Annotated in this window: 16 protein-coding genes; 1 reads left to right on the plus strand and 15 read right to left on the minus strand. The window is 50.3% G+C overall.

Features of this window, described 5'->3' with window-relative positions:
* Positions 1–370: 370 nt before the first annotated feature.
* Complete coding sequence (locus EL628_RS20855; protein WP_126581779.1) at positions 371–2,413, plus strand: S1 family peptidase; 2,043 nt, start codon at positions 371–373, stop codon at positions 2,411–2,413.
* 616 nt (positions 2,414–3,029) lie between these two features.
* Here EL628_RS20855 and EL628_RS20860 read toward each other — a convergent pair.
* From EL628_RS20860 to EL628_RS30240, 15 genes are all read right to left on the minus strand, one after another.
* A complete protein-coding gene (locus EL628_RS20860; protein WP_126581780.1) occupies positions 3,030–4,157 on the minus strand; it encodes a DUF4097 family beta strand repeat-containing protein in 1,128 nt (375 codons plus the stop codon).
* Between the two features lie 186 nt (positions 4,158–4,343).
* Entirely contained in the window at positions 4,344–5,648 is a 1,305-nt protein-coding gene (locus tag EL628_RS20865) for a DUF4097 family beta strand repeat-containing protein (RefSeq protein WP_126581781.1), read from the minus strand.
* Between the two features lie 91 nt (positions 5,649–5,739).
* The gene (locus tag EL628_RS20870; RefSeq protein WP_126581782.1) at positions 5,740–6,201 is read right to left on the minus strand and encodes a DUF3054 domain-containing protein; all 462 of its coding nucleotides are present in this window, start codon (positions 6,199–6,201) and stop codon (positions 5,740–5,742) included.
* Positions 6,202–6,203: 2 nt separating this feature from the next.
* Positions 6,204–6,362 carry a CcmD family protein gene (locus EL628_RS20875; protein ID WP_126581783.1) on the minus strand — a complete coding sequence of 53 codons (159 nt, stop codon included), beginning with the start codon at positions 6,360–6,362 and terminating at the stop codon, positions 6,204–6,206.
* Positions 6,363–6,439: 77 nt separating this feature from the next.
* Positions 6,440–7,189 (minus strand): cytochrome c biogenesis protein CcsA, encoded by a 750-nt coding sequence (ccsA, locus tag EL628_RS20880; protein ID WP_126581784.1) that lies wholly within the window; start codon positions 7,187–7,189, stop codon positions 6,440–6,442.
* A gap of 121 nt (positions 7,190–7,310) precedes the next feature.
* On the minus strand, positions 7,311–7,991 hold the full coding sequence (locus tag EL628_RS20885; protein ID WP_126581785.1) for a heme exporter protein CcmB: 681 nt from the start codon (positions 7,989–7,991) through the stop codon (positions 7,311–7,313).
* Positions 7,988–8,752 carry a heme ABC exporter ATP-binding protein CcmA gene (gene ccmA, locus EL628_RS20890; RefSeq protein ID WP_126581786.1) on the minus strand — a complete coding sequence of 255 codons (765 nt, stop codon included), beginning with the start codon at positions 8,750–8,752 and terminating at the stop codon, positions 7,988–7,990. The genes EL628_RS20885 and ccmA overlap by 4 nt, the downstream gene beginning before the upstream one ends.
* Complete coding sequence (locus EL628_RS20895) at positions 8,749–10,017, minus strand: carboxypeptidase-like regulatory domain-containing protein (RefSeq protein WP_126581787.1); 1,269 nt, start codon at positions 10,015–10,017, stop codon at positions 8,749–8,751. The genes ccmA and EL628_RS20895 overlap by 4 nt, the downstream gene beginning before the upstream one ends.
* Positions 10,004–10,342 (minus strand): hypothetical protein, encoded by a 339-nt coding sequence (locus EL628_RS20900; protein WP_126581788.1) that lies wholly within the window; start codon positions 10,340–10,342, stop codon positions 10,004–10,006. The genes EL628_RS20895 and EL628_RS20900 overlap by 14 nt, the downstream gene beginning before the upstream one ends.
* Positions 10,343–10,344: 2 nt before the next feature.
* Entirely contained in the window at positions 10,345–10,872 is a 528-nt protein-coding gene (locus EL628_RS20905; protein ID WP_126581789.1) for a cytochrome c-type biogenesis protein, read from the minus strand.
* Positions 10,869–12,890: a heme lyase CcmF/NrfE family subunit gene (locus EL628_RS20910; RefSeq protein ID WP_126581790.1), complete on the minus strand. Its 2,022-nt coding sequence runs from the start codon at positions 12,888–12,890 to the stop codon at positions 10,869–10,871. Before EL628_RS20910 ends, EL628_RS20905 begins: the two co-directional genes overlap by 4 nt.
* A 9-nt stretch (positions 12,891–12,899) precedes the next feature.
* Positions 12,900–13,355, minus strand: coding sequence for a cytochrome c maturation protein CcmE (locus EL628_RS20915; RefSeq protein WP_161975636.1), 456 nt, complete (start codon positions 13,353–13,355; stop codon positions 12,900–12,902).
* 13 nt (positions 13,356–13,368) lie between these two features.
* Positions 13,369–13,827, minus strand: a complete 459-nt coding sequence (locus EL628_RS20920; protein WP_126581792.1) for a hypothetical protein — start codon at positions 13,825–13,827, stop codon at positions 13,369–13,371.
* A 10-nt stretch (positions 13,828–13,837) separates the two neighbouring features.
* A complete protein-coding gene (locus tag EL628_RS20925; RefSeq protein ID WP_126581793.1) occupies positions 13,838–14,494 on the minus strand; it encodes a TlpA family protein disulfide reductase in 657 nt (218 codons plus the stop codon).
* Positions 14,495–14,635: 141 nt separating this feature from the next.
* Positions 14,636–15,118, minus strand: a complete 483-nt coding sequence (locus EL628_RS30240) for a hypothetical protein (protein ID WP_174719965.1) — start codon at positions 15,116–15,118, stop codon at positions 14,636–14,638.
* Positions 15,119–15,556 lie beyond the last annotated feature (438 nt).

Here is a 15,556-nt window from a genome sequence, read left to right on the forward strand (position 1 = left end):
AACGGTGACTGCTTAGTAAAGGTGCCAACAACAGAAAGATATCGTCCAGGCTTCTTATTGGAAGCGAGTTCACCTCGATTGAGATCACTAATCACTAGTAATGTATAGCTTCAATCGCAAAAAATGCTATCAAACAAACAAGGAATATATAGCCCTAAAGGTGGACAAAGCTCGTAAAATGCGCTATGATAAAACCCATGCAATCATTTTTTAGCAACCATGCCGATGTTTATAAGAGCCCATTCGGATGAGATCTGTATCCATATATCAACGCATTTCATTACGTTCCTGATGACTTTTCTTCTATGCGATTGTATGATAACCAGCTATCCTTTCCTCTATTACCTGGAGGGGATTGCAAGAGGGAAACATGAATAGAAAATATCGCTCTTCTTTTTTTTCATTATCACATCCATCTATCCTGATATCTGGCATACTTGCCGTTTTAGTCGCGCTTGTTCAGCTTACCTTTACGCAATCCGCCTCCGCTGACCCTGTTCCAGGTGGCAATGTGGCAAACCCTATTGTAAAGGCTGTTGATCTTGCTAAACCTTCTGTTGTACGCATTATTACGACTGAGCAGGCCACTTTAACCGTTCACTTTCCTACTGCCGATAATAAAACGGTGACTTTTCCTCAAGGTGGTGGGCAGTATGCGCTAGAACTTTCTGGTAGTGGCACTTTTATTACTGCTCATGGCGATATTCTAACGGCTGATCATGTTATCAACCCTCCCAAAGATCAGTCGCTCGATCAATATTTGCAGCAGTTGGCCGCTCAGGATGTGGCCGATTATATCAATCAACAGCTCAATCCTTCTGTCGATTGGAGCAAAGAGGATGCGGCTGGCGCTCTCTCTTCGGGGTACCTCCTCTCAACCGCAAAATATAATACTCCCTCTAGTAAGGTCTATCTCAGCACAGATTACACAGGACCCATTAACGCTGTTTCGATGAAGAGCGTTCCTACTGGTGTTTCTGCTGAGGTAGATAAGATTGAAAAAGAGAGCTCTTTTGAGCAGAAGGATGTTGCGATCATTCATGTCAATATCGAGAATACACCTAACATCCAGCTTAGCGATTCCAGTTTGGTAGCTCAACAGGATGAATTGACGATTATTGGTTTTCCTGGCAATGGCGATGTCAGCATGAAGGATCTTCCAACCACGTTTCTGACCTCTTCGGTGAATAGAATTTATGTAAGTGCAATTAAAAAGACCGATGAGGCTGCTCCTGTCATTCAGGTTGGGGGCAACGTTGAGCATGGCGATAGTGGTGGTCCTGCCCTCAATAGCCAGGGGCAGATCGTGGGTGTGGTCAGCTTTGGCGGCACCGATATGCCCGATGGAACAAGCTTCTTACAGGCCAGCAATAGTGCCAAAGAGTTGATTGATTCTCTCAATTTAGATACCAAACCCGGTGAGCTCGAGAAGGCCTGGATCAAAGCGTTTAATGATTATACCTCAACTGCTACTGGCCACTGGCATAAGTCTTCCGATAGCTTCCAGAAGATTCTGGATACCTATCCAGATTTCCATGCGGTCAGTCCCTATATTGATTATGCCAGAGCTCAGGCAAGTACTGAGAAGCTTCCACAAAAACCCTCGGCTCCAGCCACACCTTTTATCTTGACAGCCATATCATTTATCTTGATTGCATTGCTTGTGCTAGCCGTGATAGCTGTAGCGCTCTTCTTTATTCTTCGTCGTAAAGGGCCCAATACGGCGATTGCTTCATCGGCACAGGGGATCTATCAACCATCACAGGGACAGGCTCCCTCCTATCAGCCCTATGCTACGCCTGCGCCGCAACAGCCTTACCAACAAACGGCTCCTACTCCTGTCGGTGCTGCAAGTTATGCTCAGGTTGGTTCACAGCAGCCTGTTGGAGCATACGCTCGTCCCTTACAAGGGCCTCCTCAAGGAGAGTATGCCACACCTGCTCCTCAACAGCCTGCTGTGCCTCGACCGTACCAGCCGCCGCTGCAACAACAGCCCGCTGTACCCCGGCCTTACCAGCCGCTGCAACAACAGCCTGTTCAGCCTTATCCTAATGCCAATCTCCCATTACAATCATCAGGTCAGATTCCTGTGGTTCCGACACAACCCCAGCCCTGGCCACCTGTTCCTGCTCAAGCTCAACAGCCTTATCAAGAGTATCATAAGAGTTCTGCAACGGTTGGAGCGCCCATCAGCACATCTGAGCAACAACCTACGGAGAGATCTGTATCTCCTCAACCAGAGCGCCCAGCGCAGATAGATGAACCACAATCGTTGTCTGCCGAAGCGACATTGCTCAACCGAGATATTGCTCGGGCCAGAGCCGCCGAAGCCCTTAGAGGTCTCTCCTCAACGGAGCCTCAAAGTGCCGAGGAACCTACCTATCCCCATTCAGACAATGTAGAAGGCGAATAAGAATAACGTAAACGAAGCAAGCCGGGACCAGGACCGCGGAACATCTTTCATGGTGGTTATAAGGGAGGGTCCAACAACAAGGAGTGGGTCACCACGATGGTCATGTTGGCTCTCTCCTTCGTAGGAGGGAATGAAGGATAATTGCCACATTCTACGGCCATCATAAATGATGGGCCCTACCATATTTATGCGATAAATCGCATTAAAAAGGGCAATTCATTGCCTGAGGGGTAGGGCCCATCATTTATGATGGCCGTGGTGACCCATTCCGTCCGGTTCCACCCTCATAACCATCCGGTACCCCATTCCGTCCGGTTCCACCCTCATGACTATCCGGTGGCACCACTCCTCCCTATTCCACAATCATGGCCATCCGGTGGCACCACTCCTCCCTATTCCACAATCATGGCCATCCGGTGGCACCACTCCTCCCTATTCCACAATCATGGCCATCCGGTGGCACCACTCCTCCCTATTCCACAATCATGGCCATCCGGTGGCACCACTCTACCCTATTGCTCCCTTCTAACCAACCATCGGACGTCTGAGCATCTGAGTTCCTGGCCTGGCTTTCTCTCTTTATGTACCGCCCATGGTCTAATCAGACGCCAGGCATTTAAGGGGCCTTACGAATGTTAATTGCGCCATTCTGGCTTCCTACGATAAGAGAGATTGGCACATTGTCCTTCTTGTCTGGCGCTTCAAATTCGTTGCTTATGGGTCCTGATCCTCCATTGACCGCCACATGAAAAAGGGTCGATTTAGGTAATGTCAGATCAACTGATCCATTATTGGCCGTAAAGTGGTAGGTACCATGTGGGTCCAGTTGACCATTAAAGGTTACAGAGCCATCATTTGCCTCTAATGAAGAGGGGGCATAGAGACTCGTCTGATTGAGATACATCTCTCCATGTTGCGACACAATTGTAGACGTTCCACGAAAACCTTTGACTGCCAACGAACCTGTCTCTGTCTGCATCTGGAGGTTGCCCATGCTATTATTGACAAGAATCGAGCCTGAACTTGTCTGAAGCTGGATCTGGCCGTGGACCCCTCCCACCTCAAGCGAGCCCGTACGATCGATCACGATGAGGTCCGATGACGCTGGCAATACCACCTCTAAATCAACACGCCTGCTCGCAAAAAAGGCGATATTTGTTCGGCCTGCATTGATTGTAATCGTATTTTGTCGCTGACTCGTACTTAAATCCATGGCACCAAAACGGATACCTGAGCCAGAGACATACTCAGTGGCTTTAATTGCAATGGTCCCATCCAAAGCACTTGTCGAGACATGAATCGCTCCAGTATCATCATTAATAATTAACTTTGGATGTCTGGTCACATGAAAGGTCTGAACACGAGTATTCATGACCTCGATCGCATCGGAATTGCTGAAGGCTACCATTACAATGCCAGCCAGTACGAGCGCAATAGGAAATAAGATAATGAGAAGCCGTCCGAGCGTATATTGCATTCTCCGCTGCTCAAAACGCTGGCGCGCCAGCGCCAGGGGTAAGATCCTTTGCACAACTGGTGGTCTATCTACGATGGCTGCCTGTGCCTGAGATGCTGCTGGCGGCTGCTCTTCTTCTGCCTTCGTCTGCTCTGCATTGAGAGGATGACCTTCATCTGGATGAGAACTTGTTGGCTCTGTTGGCTCAGCAATCTGCGGGGAGCCGGTTCGAAGCTCCTCAGAAGATGAGGTGGAAGCTTCTGGGTGTACAGGTTCCTGCTGATTCATAATCTGCCTCTTTAAAGCATTGACTCAATCAGGAGTACGATCAATCAACCAGAACAGAGCGAAAAGCGGCTATGGCTGCGCTCTCGCTCTGCTGCGACTGAGAGGAGATTCCTCATCCTATACTATCGGCCCTTTTGGTGAGGACTAAAGGGATAAAGAAATGGGTACCAGAGAGAATTAAACCAGTTAGATGTTTCGGCGATAGATTGAGATAGAGCCATTTCCAGTACGTGTTGTAAGCTCAGCCTGAGGAACCGCTCCAACGCTGGTACTTCCAAATTCGTTATTGACTCGCCCATTCCCGGTGATGGTACGTAATTGAAAGGCTGCGTTGGCTGGTAAGGTTAGCTCGATAGACCCATTCCCTGTCTGATAGCGGTAGCTTCCCTTTGGATCAATCGTACCAGCATAGGTAATTGATCCATTCCCCGTTCGTAGCGAGGCATCCCCATTCAGGCTACATCCCTGGATATCAATACGACCATTTCCGGTCGTGAGCCTGGCCTGGCCTGAGATGGTATAGCCCGTGATCGAACCATTCCCGGTCGCTATGATAAGATCACCTTCAACGTTATTGAGCTGAGCAGATCCATTTCCTGTGTTCATCCTCAGTGTCCCCTCAACATTGTCAAGCTCCATCTGACCATTTCCTGTACGCATGGTCAGGTAGCCAGTACAATTTCTGGCGATCAATGTACCATTCCCTGTATTGGCCTCTATGCGCCCTATCACTCCATCAAGGTCGATGCGCCCCCAGCCAGTCCGCAGGTTCAGGTCAGTTCTCTTTGGAACGGTCACATCAAAATCTACACCACGCCAGCCAAGAAAGAGACGGAAGACATAATGAACCCTGGTCTGAATTGTGTTACCATATTGCTCAGGTTGTATCGTAATCCCATCCAGGGTCGCACCCAGACCACGAGCATAGCGCGTTGCCTGCACAACTACAGCATTGCCTTCGCCTGTATGAATACGCACATTCCCTCGACTATGGTCCATCAAAAACCGGGGAAGCTCCGATACCGCAAACTCAAACGTTTCGATATCGCTGACCACTTTATTACGCGTCATGAGGAAACTAATCAGAAGAAAACCCAGTATGAATAGGAAGATCAATCCACCCAGGATGCCGACTGGCCCCTCAGTCTCTACCAGACCACCAATGATCATCATGATGAAGATGAATAGAAGGGCTCCAATCCCAATTAAAAATCCTGGACGCTGGAAATTGTTGCGTCGCGGCTTCAGCTTTTCACCCGGTAAATGCCAGAACTCAGACTCGTTTTCTGACTCAGACCGCTCTGTATAGCCAGCACCATAATCCGCATAAGGCCGCTCACGCGGATCGTCATTGCGCAAACGCGTCGCCTCCGAGACCGGCCTCTCACGCGGATCATCGTTAATTGGACGCACTCGTTCCTGCGCTTTATACTCACCTGACGATTGCTCAGGTTCTTGATTGTAAGAATAGACTGATTCTTGCTGACCCATCTTTCGCCTCCCTGGATGTGATTATTTGTTCCGTACTCTATACGACGTATAGCTGGGTCAGGTCACAAATCAGCCTATGCTTTTCAATACACTAACGCTTTCTTTCTTTTGACCAGGCATAAGGAACGCGCCAGAGCAACAGAAAGATGAGGTTGGTCAGCAGCGCAATCAACGCAAATGTCCATTGGAGCCGCTCAGGGGTAAAGAAGAAGATACGAAGTGCCAGACAGATCGGCCAGGCAAGAACCCATCCTGAAAGGGTGCGTATGGCCATCGTTGATCTCTTCTCAGTTACCTCCCGGCGGAACAGGCCCAGAAATGGTGAGACGACAAACCAACCAATCAGAAAGGGAAGGACCGTAACGACGACATGCTGAAAGGTGACGCCTTCTTCATGATGACTGTTGATGCCTATAACTGTAAAGATAAGAAAGGACAGCACATCCCCCACAGCAAGGTTGGCAATCCGGGCCCATTCGGGCAGGCGCTGTCCGCTCCGTGTGGCTGAGCCCTCTGGCGTCGAAGAAGACGATGAAGGATTATTTGAGGCCATAGTTAGAGCTCCTCTTTGGGTTGATGCTCAAGCACCAACGCTTCGACAGCCGCCAGTTCGGTCTGTACACTTCGAATACGAAGGGTCACAAAGATCAGGTAGGCAAATAATCCTACCCAGAAAATGGCGTAAGCTGCTATAAGATAGGTCGATCCCTGCATTGCAAGACTCCCTTATGTTACTCGTTGATAATGAATACGACTTAGAAATGTATCAGTATTGGCCAGTTCCGGTTCGCTTACTCTGCTACAGAGGCTCGCAAACGTTGGGCCAGAGTCTGTAAGCGCTGAAAATGGTAGATCTGGATCAGGAGAAAGCTATACAAAAGCGTAAATGAGAGCAACGAGACCAGGATGGTCAGAACAACTTCTGGCGGTAGAGCTCCCGATGTACCAACCTCATGGCTGGGATGAAGGGTGCGCCACCAATTTGTTGCTTCATAGATAATTGGAACGTCCAGCGCTCCAACAATCGCCAGAACAGCAGCAGCGCGTGCAGCCGTCACAGTACGACCCATTGAGCTCAAAAGCATCAGGTATGCAATAAACATAAACCAGAGGATAAGAGCCGCCGTCAGTTGTGGGTCCCAGGTCCACCACGTGCCCCAGGTCGTTTTGGCCCAGATTGACCCTGTGATAAGCGCTAATGTGAGAAAGACCGCGCCAATCTCAGCCGAGGCGCGCGCCAGCCAGTCCCAACGATCGTCTGGCTTGATCAGGTAAATAACCCCAGCTATAGCCATGACGACAAAGGCCAACATACCAATCCAGGCAGCTGGCACATGAAAATAGAAGATCTTCTGTGGCAGCCCCTGCACAGCATCCAGGGGTGCATAAACAAAGATGAGCCAGAGCGAGTACAACATGCCTGCTCCAGAAAGTCCACCCAGGATCAGTGAGAGCCATGGAAAGCGCTGCACATGAGGCTGCTGCTTCTCCTGGATCTCCTTTTTGGATGAAACGGATTGTTCTTGATGTACAAAGGCCATAAACGATGTTTTCTCCTCCAGCACACGTAGGATAACTGCAATGCGCTAAGTTACTGAGATGGCTAACTACAATGCGTTAAGGGACTACGACTATTACTATGTAATCTAGATAATTGTCTGGCTAATCCTCGATGACGTATTGAAATGTCAACGTGGCAGCACTCAGAAAAATAAGGTCAAACGCAACTACCAGGCCCAACCAGGGCGGCTGATTAAGGGCAGGAGCCAGCAAAAGTTGGGTCGCTCGCACAACACTGATGATAACTGGCACTAGCATGGGAAAAATCAGAACAGGCAGCAAGAGCTCGCGCGATTGCGTAGCCGCCGCCATGGCTGAGAAGAGCGTTCCCACCGCTGAGATCCCTAACGTGCCCAATAACACAATCAGGAGCAAGGAGCCTACCGATGACACTGTTATATTAAATAGCATAACAAAAGCTGGCAAGGCAATCATTTCCACAACGCTGAGCACCAGAACATTGCCTAAAAGCTTGGCCAGATAGATGGCACGCCGATCTACAGGACAGAGCAATAAGCGATCCATGGAACCATGCTCTCTCTCAGCGGCCATGGTTCTACCCAGACCCAATAATGAGGCAAAGAGAAAGGCAACCCACAAAACTCCAGGGGCAATCGCCGCCAGATTATCCGCATGCACATCAAAGGTGAAGTTGAAAATGACAAGCACTATCAGGGCAAAAAGCCCCATTCCAAGCCAGGTCTGCTTGCTCCTTAGCTCATAACGAATATCTTTCCACAAAATGGTCCAGACGTGCAGACAGAAAATGCTCAGCTCACTCATCGCACAACCTCCTGATAGCGCCGCCGCAGCTCGTCTAATTCAACATCAGCACTTGTTAGCTGAGCTGAGATCCGGCCAGCGGCCAGAATGGCGATACTATCGCTCATCAGGAGAGCATCTTCCAACAGGTGCGTGGTGAAAAGGATGCTTCCTCCATCCGCAATGTGCTCGGCCAGGAGCGATTGCATCAGCTCCTGGCCATCCTGATCCAGACCAGTATCCGGCTCATCCAGTAACAGGAGATGGGGAGCATGCAGCAAAGCACGAGCCCAGGCCAGACGTTGCAACTGCCCGCGCGAAAAAGCTCCAACGCGCTCATGCGCTCGCTTGTGCAGGCCAACGCGCTGCAACAGGAACTCACTCCGCTCCTGAACATTTTCAATCGCGTACATCCGACCAAAGAAGTGGAGATTCTCCAGGGCCGTCAACTCCTCGTACAGATAGGGCTGATGCGCTATGACCCCCACAAGTCGCCGTACCTGTTGTGCCTGAGCCACACAATCCAATCCCATCAGCAGAACATGCCCGGAACTGGGCCGGGTCAGGCCAGCCAGGATGCGCAACAGTGTTGTCTTGCCAGCTCCATTAGCTCCCAACAGAGCCATGCGCTGACCCTGTTGAAGCGTTAGATCCACACGGCGAAGAATCGGCTTGAGACCATAGCTCTTCTTCAGATGCCGAATCTCCAGTGCCGCTGGTCGAGCAGGAAATGTGAGCTCTGATTGGTGCAGAAATGAAGAACGCTCTCCTTGCTCGTTCATCGCTGCACAATCTCCTGCTCACGCATAAGTGTGCGCAATCTGGCCTTCAACTTCTTTCGTTGCTCCTCATAATGAGCCTTCTCAATGTTTCCTGCTTCAAACTTCTGATCCAGCTTCAATAACTCCTGAAGCAACCTCTGTCGGGCGTCGTCTAGCTCAGATTCAGTCTGAACCTTCTGTCTGCTCTGAGCGCCTTTCGTTGCTATCCCTCCTACGCGACGACGGCGCGAGCGATAGAGGAACCAGGTGAGTACAAGAATTGCACTCATCACGAGCAGAGACACAATCAGCCAGACCACTGGTGTGTTTAAGGGCGCAGGTGCTTCCTCTTTCTGAACCGTTGGGAGGCCAGCCAGGCTCAGTTGAATGGTTTGATGGGCCTGCAACTTCTCGGCTTTGAAGAGACGATAGGGCTGCTGATCCGCGTTCAAGAGGCCAGATGGCTGTAAGGTGCTACTGGTCGCCTGTAAACTTGGAGGAACAAGCAGTGAGAGCACAACGGTTGGGTACTGCGGATCATAGGTAAAGCTATACTCCGAGCCAGAATAAGGCACCTCATAAGAGAAGGTAAACTCATTTGGGCCTGGCATCAGAGCGGCGTCGGTAGCAAAGCCGCGATCGACCTGAATCACCTGGTAACCAGAGAAGCCTTTGTCCAGCGTAATGCTCTTATTCACAACATTCGGTGGCAGCGTGAATAGGAGAGCATTTGGCTTGCCTTTACTCCCATCCAATGAACCAACATAGGCATGTGAGCTCAGATTTTGAAAATCGATAACCTCTGAGATCGTTACTGTACCAGTGCGCTGATCGGGAGCATGAATCAATACATTGGAGCTTACAACAGCGATATTAGAGGCATCTGCAGTTGCTTCATAGACGGTAAGATCAACCTGCTGCTCTGGCTTGCTATCAAGCGTGAGGAGGTCGCTGACGTACTGCGCCCCCTGATAGCGGATATAGAGCGCATAATTGGTCGTCTTGTCGTTTGGCAGATTCGCAAAGGAATATTGTCCCTGCGCATCCGTTGTGGCAGTGGCAAAATCCTGTGAGTTACTTCCCTGCTGCGTCTGAAGGGTCACAACCTGATTGGCAAGCGGAGCATTCTTGTTGCTCCCATCAAGCAATCGACCATAGATATGTCCATTGCCAGACGCTGCATGACTGAGAGAGCTCCCCACTGTTGTCAGCCCGAGAAGGCTAAAGAGAAATCCTGCCAGTAGGACAGATAAAAAGACGCGACCAGATAGATTATGCTTGCTCATGATGCTCCTTCAGTTGTCGCAACTGGCTCTCAATGGATTCGTCTAGCTCCTGCTCAGATTGATCGCGAGCCTGCATAGCCTGGATCGCCCGCGCAACATAGCGCTCACGTAGAGCACGATACTCGGGCTCCGCTAGATTTCCTAGTTGATAATCTAATTCGACTTCCTGCAACGCTAAACGTGCCCCCTGCTCTTGTTCTGCCAGTGGGGCCATCTGCTGGCTCTGACTCCGGGTTGAGGAAAAAGCTACGGAGCGGTGATAGAGAGGATAAAGCACGACGGCCAATCCCCATAGTCCCAGGATTATTGCTACCATAATTGCCATCACTACACCTGCTTTCCGGACCGACGAAATAAGATATCTTCAGCCGCCAGTTCCTGCTCAAGTTGAGCTCGGTAGCCCGCCAGCCCTGGCTCTTCTTCTGCTTTCAATTCTGGATTTTTGACAACAGGAGCCACTCGCTGCCAATCGCGCAGCACAAAAAAGATCAGGCTCCCACCCAGCACAAACAATAGGATTGGCACCAACCAGGCCAGAAGGCTCAGGCCCTGCCAGGCTGGCGAGAGCACAATATCACTGCCATAACGGCTACGATAAAAGGCCAGCACCTCTTGCTCAGACTTGCCCGCTTGTAATTGCAGGCGAATATTGGCCCGCATCTGCTGCGCCAGGTCTGCCGAAGAGTCCGCTACCGACTCATTCTGACAGACCGGACACTTCAACTGTGCCGCAACATTGTGGGTTCGCTGCTCAAGCGATTGCTGTTTCGGTGTTACCAGAGACAACGTTGACCAGAAGGCAATCAGCAACAGGACGAGAGCCAGGACCAGAAACAGAGAACGACGCTGCCTCATCTCACTGCCTCCTTCTCTTCAACTGGGGCAACCAGAGCGCTTTCGTTGGTCGTCTGCACACGTTGCTTCACCTGTTTGCGCCGATCCGGCCACCAGCAGATAATGCCTCCTAGAACCATCATAACACCACCCCACCAGACAAAGGGCACGAGCGGGTTGACAAAGATACGAATCAGCGCCTCACCAGCGGTCGTGGGAGGGCTCCCCTGCAACACATAAAAATCAGTTGCACCAAAGGTCTGAATAGGGATCAAGCTTACAGGCTGACTGGGAAAGTTCTTATACACCAGTCGACCTGGATAGATATACCCCAACGATTGCCCATTGTGCCAGATCTGAATCTGCGAGGTTATGGTCTCACTATCCACATCTTTCCGATCGATATTGCCCAGAAAGACAAAGCGGTAACCAGCGGCGTTCATCTCCTGGCCAGCCTTAAGAAGCGCATCTTGCTGAACCTGGAAGTAGTGCGAGCCAATAATACCAATGACCAGCAGGGCCAGTCCAAGATGAACGATATAACCACCATAGCGCTGACGATAGCGCTTAAAGAGCATAAACAGTGCCACAGGATACGCCTCGCCATGGCTATGTCGCACGCGAGCCCCTCGCCAGAGCTCATACAGGATCGCCACAATGGTAAACGAGCAGATCGAGAAACCAATATTTGCGGCAATATCCAGCACACCAAAGAATGGCAAGATGACCGCACAGAGCGCAGTCCCAATCACTGGCACGCTCATATTGCGCCAGAGAGCATTCGATGATGTACGTCTCCAGGCCAGCAATGGTCCCACTCCCATAGCGAGCATCAAAACGATAATCAGCGGAGCCATCACCTGATTATAAAATGGCGCACCAACCGTCATCGTCTGATGAAAGAGAAAGGCCGAGATGAGTGGAAACAGTGTTCCCCATAAGGTTGCAAACGTCATACCAAGTAACAAAAAGTTGTTCAGCAGAAACACGCCTTCACGCGAGACGATCGAATCAAAGTCTTGATCTGGACGGAGTTGAGGCAGGCGCACAAAGAGCAAGATACTAGAAAATGCAATGATAATGGCAAGGAAGACCAGAAAATACGAGCCGATATCCGAATAAGCAAATGAGTGAACTGAACTGATGATCCCACTGCGCACCTCAAACGTTCCAAAGATAGAGAGCGCAAAGGAGAGCATCACCAGCACCAGATTCCAGACTTTAAGCATACCGCGGCGCTCCTGCACCATCGTGGAATGCAGAAAAGCCGTCGCGGTCAACCAGGGCAAGAGCGCCGCATTCTCAACAGGGTCCCAACCCCAATAGCCTCCCCAACCCAACACATGATAGGCCCACCAGGCCCCAAGAATCAGACCGATCGATTGAATCGTCCAGGCCGCCAGCATCCAGCGCCGAATCGACCTCAACCATTCACTGTTCAAACGCCCCGTCGCCAACGCTGCAACCGCAAAGGCAAAGGGAATTGAGAAGCTCATATACCCCATCAAGAGCATCGGCGGATGCACCAGCATACCAGGGTCCATCAACAAAGGATTGAGACCTGCACCATCGGCTGGCGTCACCGCTGAACGGACAAAAGGATTTGAGACCGTTGCCAATACCAGCAGGAAAAAGGCCTCGATAACCATCAACGTGGCCATAACATAGGGCACCAGCGCGGCTGGCGCGCGACGCGAGGTCATGACAAACAGGGCTGAAAAGAGTGAAAGCATCAATGCCCAATAGAGCAGCGAGCCCTCCTGCCCACCGTAAAAAGCTGCCGCAGTGAAATAAAGCGGCATCGCCAGACTGGAATGCTGGGCTACATAAATGACCCCAAAATCATGCGTCAAAAAAGATGCGATCAGCGCAAGTGAAGCCAGCAAGACAAAGAAAGTCACCACCAGCAGACTACGGCGTGCACTAGAGATCAGCTGGGGAAGCTTGCGTTGCGCCCCAAGGACAGCCACAACGACCGTATAGAGCGCAAAGCCCAGTCCTAATATAAGAGCGATAAGTCCTAGATCTGAGAAATACACGGCTGATCCTTATCTTGCGGTCGGTGTCGCCGACTGGAACTTGGATGGACACTTAGCGAGCAACGTATGAGCCTGGAAAGCACCCTGGCTGGAGTAAGGTCCTTCGACCACTACCTGGATACCATCGTGGAAGATATCTGGCACTACTCCCTTATAGGCAACCGCCATGGTCTGTTTGCCATCTTCAAGGACAAACGAGACGCTCTGTTGCTGATCATTGCGTACAATCGAACCCGCCTGAACCACACCCGCCACACGCACAGACTGACCATTGCAGGTCGTGCACTGATGAAGCTCAGGAACGGTCATATAATACACCTCATTGGCCTGGGTGTTCGCAAAGATAAGATAGATGACCGCACCAAGAATAATAATCCCCAGGACCAGAAAGCTTAGTGGAAAACGGCGCTTTGGCCGCTCAGTGGTCAGCTTACTCTCGCCGGGCGCTGTCAAAGCAGTCTGCACAATACGACCTCCATCAATGGGACGCTAACGAAGCCTCAAATAATGCGTTGAGGAGTGCGCCTAAAATAAATACGAGAACCCCCAGAGCCAGTACTATCTGCGGAGACAGACGCGAAAAAGTGGTGGCACGTCTGGCTAAACGTCGAATCGGGCTCTGACCAACATAAAATGCCAGGATAAACGCTATCAGCGCTATGAGAATCTTACAGAGCAGAACCACTATATAGCTCAGGCCTAATGTCGTCTGCGTCAGACGGTCAAACGTAAGATAGGCTCCAGTAAGCAATAACACAGTAATACAGAGGTTCGTTAAACGTTTGAAATTGATCGCGATCTGCGCTGAGACGGCGGGCAGGGGACCAGCCTTTCGTAAGGCCGGCATAATCACAAACTGATACATCAGGCTCCCCCCCACCCAGGCTGTGGCCGCCAGAATATGTAGCAGGCGAAGCAACCAGGAAATCTCTAGCATGCAACCTCGCTTACTTTACCTGCATCTTAGCTAACTCGGTCTGTAAGCCCTCTGCGGTCAATGGACCCAACCAGCGCGCTACCACATGGCCCTGCGCATCGATAAAATAGGTCTCGGGATTGCCTGCGATGCCATAGTTAATTCCAGTCGAACCATCAAAGGTATCTTTGACATTGGGGTAGGTGACATGATAGCGCTGCACAAAGGCCTGCCCATCACTCATGGACTTCTCGGCACCATCAATACCAATAAAGGTAACTCCCTGCGCCTGAAGCTTTCCACTCCAGAACGATTGCAGGTCTGCGGCCTCTGCTGCGCAAGGTGGACAGGTCGATGACCAGAAATTAAGGATCACTGGCTTGCCTTTGAAGCTCGAGAGGCTGAGCGGCGTTTTACCGTCACTGAGCAGTGGTAATGTGAAGTCTGGAGCGGCCTTCCCTAATAAGGGGCTCGACATATCACCCAGACCCGACGACGTATTGGACCCCTCTTTAGGAGTTAACAGGAGCGAACCCAAAAACACCAGCAGTGCCACATTAATAATGCTCACAACTGTAAAGATTATTATTCGGCGCTTTGGGGATGATTTTTTTATCCTGGCAGGCTCTATACTGCCCACAGCTTCTAAAGGCTGAACCTGCTCGTCTGTTATACTTTGTAATTCCATGCCTCAAACCCCAGATATCAAATGTCTGACATTTTTGTAACTGTATATAAAGCCAGACTGATTATGGTGCTTGAGCCTGATAGGAAACTTGCAGTCAAAGAAATAGACCTTACAATGACCTGAATGTTTTTGTGATGAGACTCACTTGTGAGCCTTCCCACTCTGCGCTTTTTCGCCCGCTTTACGCTCACCTTTGTGTTCGGATCTGTCCCCTTTTTCTCCATGGCCTTTCTCATCCGTTTTATGCTCGCTTCTTTTACTGTGCTTATCGCTTGCGGATGAAGGATGATTTTTGCCACCAGATTTCTGCGTCTTTTCAGGAGAATGATTTTTGAGAGGTGTATTGTCGTAGCTTACAAATTTGCAGAAGGTGCTCTGCTCGCCACTCGAGGTCTGTTCTTGATAGAGGAATGCCAGATGTTTCTCATCAAATCTGGAAAAAAACTCATCCCACGAGATCTCTTCCAGGGAGCCCGCACCACTATAGCCCGGGAAATTGATGCGTAGCAGCCCGAGTTCGGTCCCATTGACGACACTTTTGATCATTGAAGGTTTGCCACCTCGCGCCTCAGACCATTTCCTGATCGCTGTATGATTGGTAGTTGTATACGATTCACTGGCCATCCAGACATACTCCTCATCGATACTATAAACGCTGCATATGCTCCCTATACTCTGTGATGCATAGAAAACATGTGCCCAACTCAATCTATACACGTTGTACGTATGAAAGACGAGGCATCGTTTCAGTGCCCCCCAACTATTTTACGCTCACACACAAAAAAAAAGCAACGCTCCACGCTCATTACGATGACAGGTATAATGTATTTTTTAATGTTTTTGGTAATATTACAAGTAGGGAGGGTCGCTTGTCTCCTTCCTAAATTTCCCGTTCCGCCATGCCAGCCCCACCATCGCTTCTGTTCCCATGTTCCGTTGCTCATTGATCTATGGAGGGGCTCACACAGCGGAGTGGGAGCAGAGGAAAGAGACAAGCGACTTTCCCTACTTTACATTGCAGGATATGTTTTTTTGCACATGAGACAGAAAGACAAGTAGGGC

Origin of the sequence: Tengunoibacter tsumagoiensis (genome assembly GCF_003967535.1) — a bacterium.
Classification (GTDB): domain Bacteria; phylum Chloroflexota; class Ktedonobacteria; order Ktedonobacterales; family Ktedonobacteraceae; genus Tengunoibacter; species Tengunoibacter tsumagoiensis.

Coding starts and splice junctions, on each gene's coding strand:
- EL628_RS20855 (WP_126581779.1), top strand. CDS start 371: ATGAATAGAAAATATCGCTCTTCTTTTTTTTCATTATCACATCCATCT.
- EL628_RS20860 (WP_126581780.1), bottom strand. CDS start 4,157: ATGAATCAGCAGGAACCTGTACACCCAGAAGCTTCCACCTCATCTTCT.
- EL628_RS20865 (WP_126581781.1), bottom strand. CDS start 5,648: ATGGGTCAGCAAGAATCAGTCTATTCTTACAATCAAGAACCTGAGCAA.
- EL628_RS20870 (WP_126581782.1), bottom strand. CDS start 6,201: ATGGCCTCAAATAATCCTTCATCGTCTTCTTCGACGCCAGAGGGCTCA.
- EL628_RS20875 (WP_126581783.1), bottom strand. CDS start 6,362: ATGCAGGGATCGACCTATCTTATAGCAGCTTACGCCATTTTCTGGGTA.
- ccsA (WP_126581784.1), bottom strand. CDS start 7,189: ATGGCCTTTGTACATCAAGAACAATCCGTTTCATCCAAAAAGGAGATC.
- EL628_RS20885 (WP_126581785.1), bottom strand. CDS start 7,991: ATGAGTGAGCTGAGCATTTTCTGTCTGCACGTCTGGACCATTTTGTGG.
- ccmA (WP_126581786.1), bottom strand. CDS start 8,752: ATGAACGAGCAAGGAGAGCGTTCTTCATTTCTGCACCAATCAGAGCTC.
- EL628_RS20895 (WP_126581787.1), bottom strand. CDS start 10,017: ATGAGCAAGCATAATCTATCTGGTCGCGTCTTTTTATCTGTCCTACTG.
- EL628_RS20900 (WP_126581788.1), bottom strand. CDS start 10,342: ATGGCAATTATGGTAGCAATAATCCTGGGACTATGGGGATTGGCCGTC.
- EL628_RS20905 (WP_126581789.1), bottom strand. CDS start 10,872: ATGAGGCAGCGTCGTTCTCTGTTTCTGGTCCTGGCTCTCGTCCTGTTG.
- EL628_RS20920 (WP_126581792.1), bottom strand. CDS start 13,827: ATGCTAGAGATTTCCTGGTTGCTTCGCCTGCTACATATTCTGGCGGCC.
- EL628_RS20925 (WP_126581793.1), bottom strand. CDS start 14,494: ATGGAATTACAAAGTATAACAGACGAGCAGGTTCAGCCTTTAGAAGCT.
- EL628_RS30240 (WP_174719965.1), bottom strand. CDS start 15,118: ATGGCCAGTGAATCGTATACAACTACCAATCATACAGCGATCAGGAAA.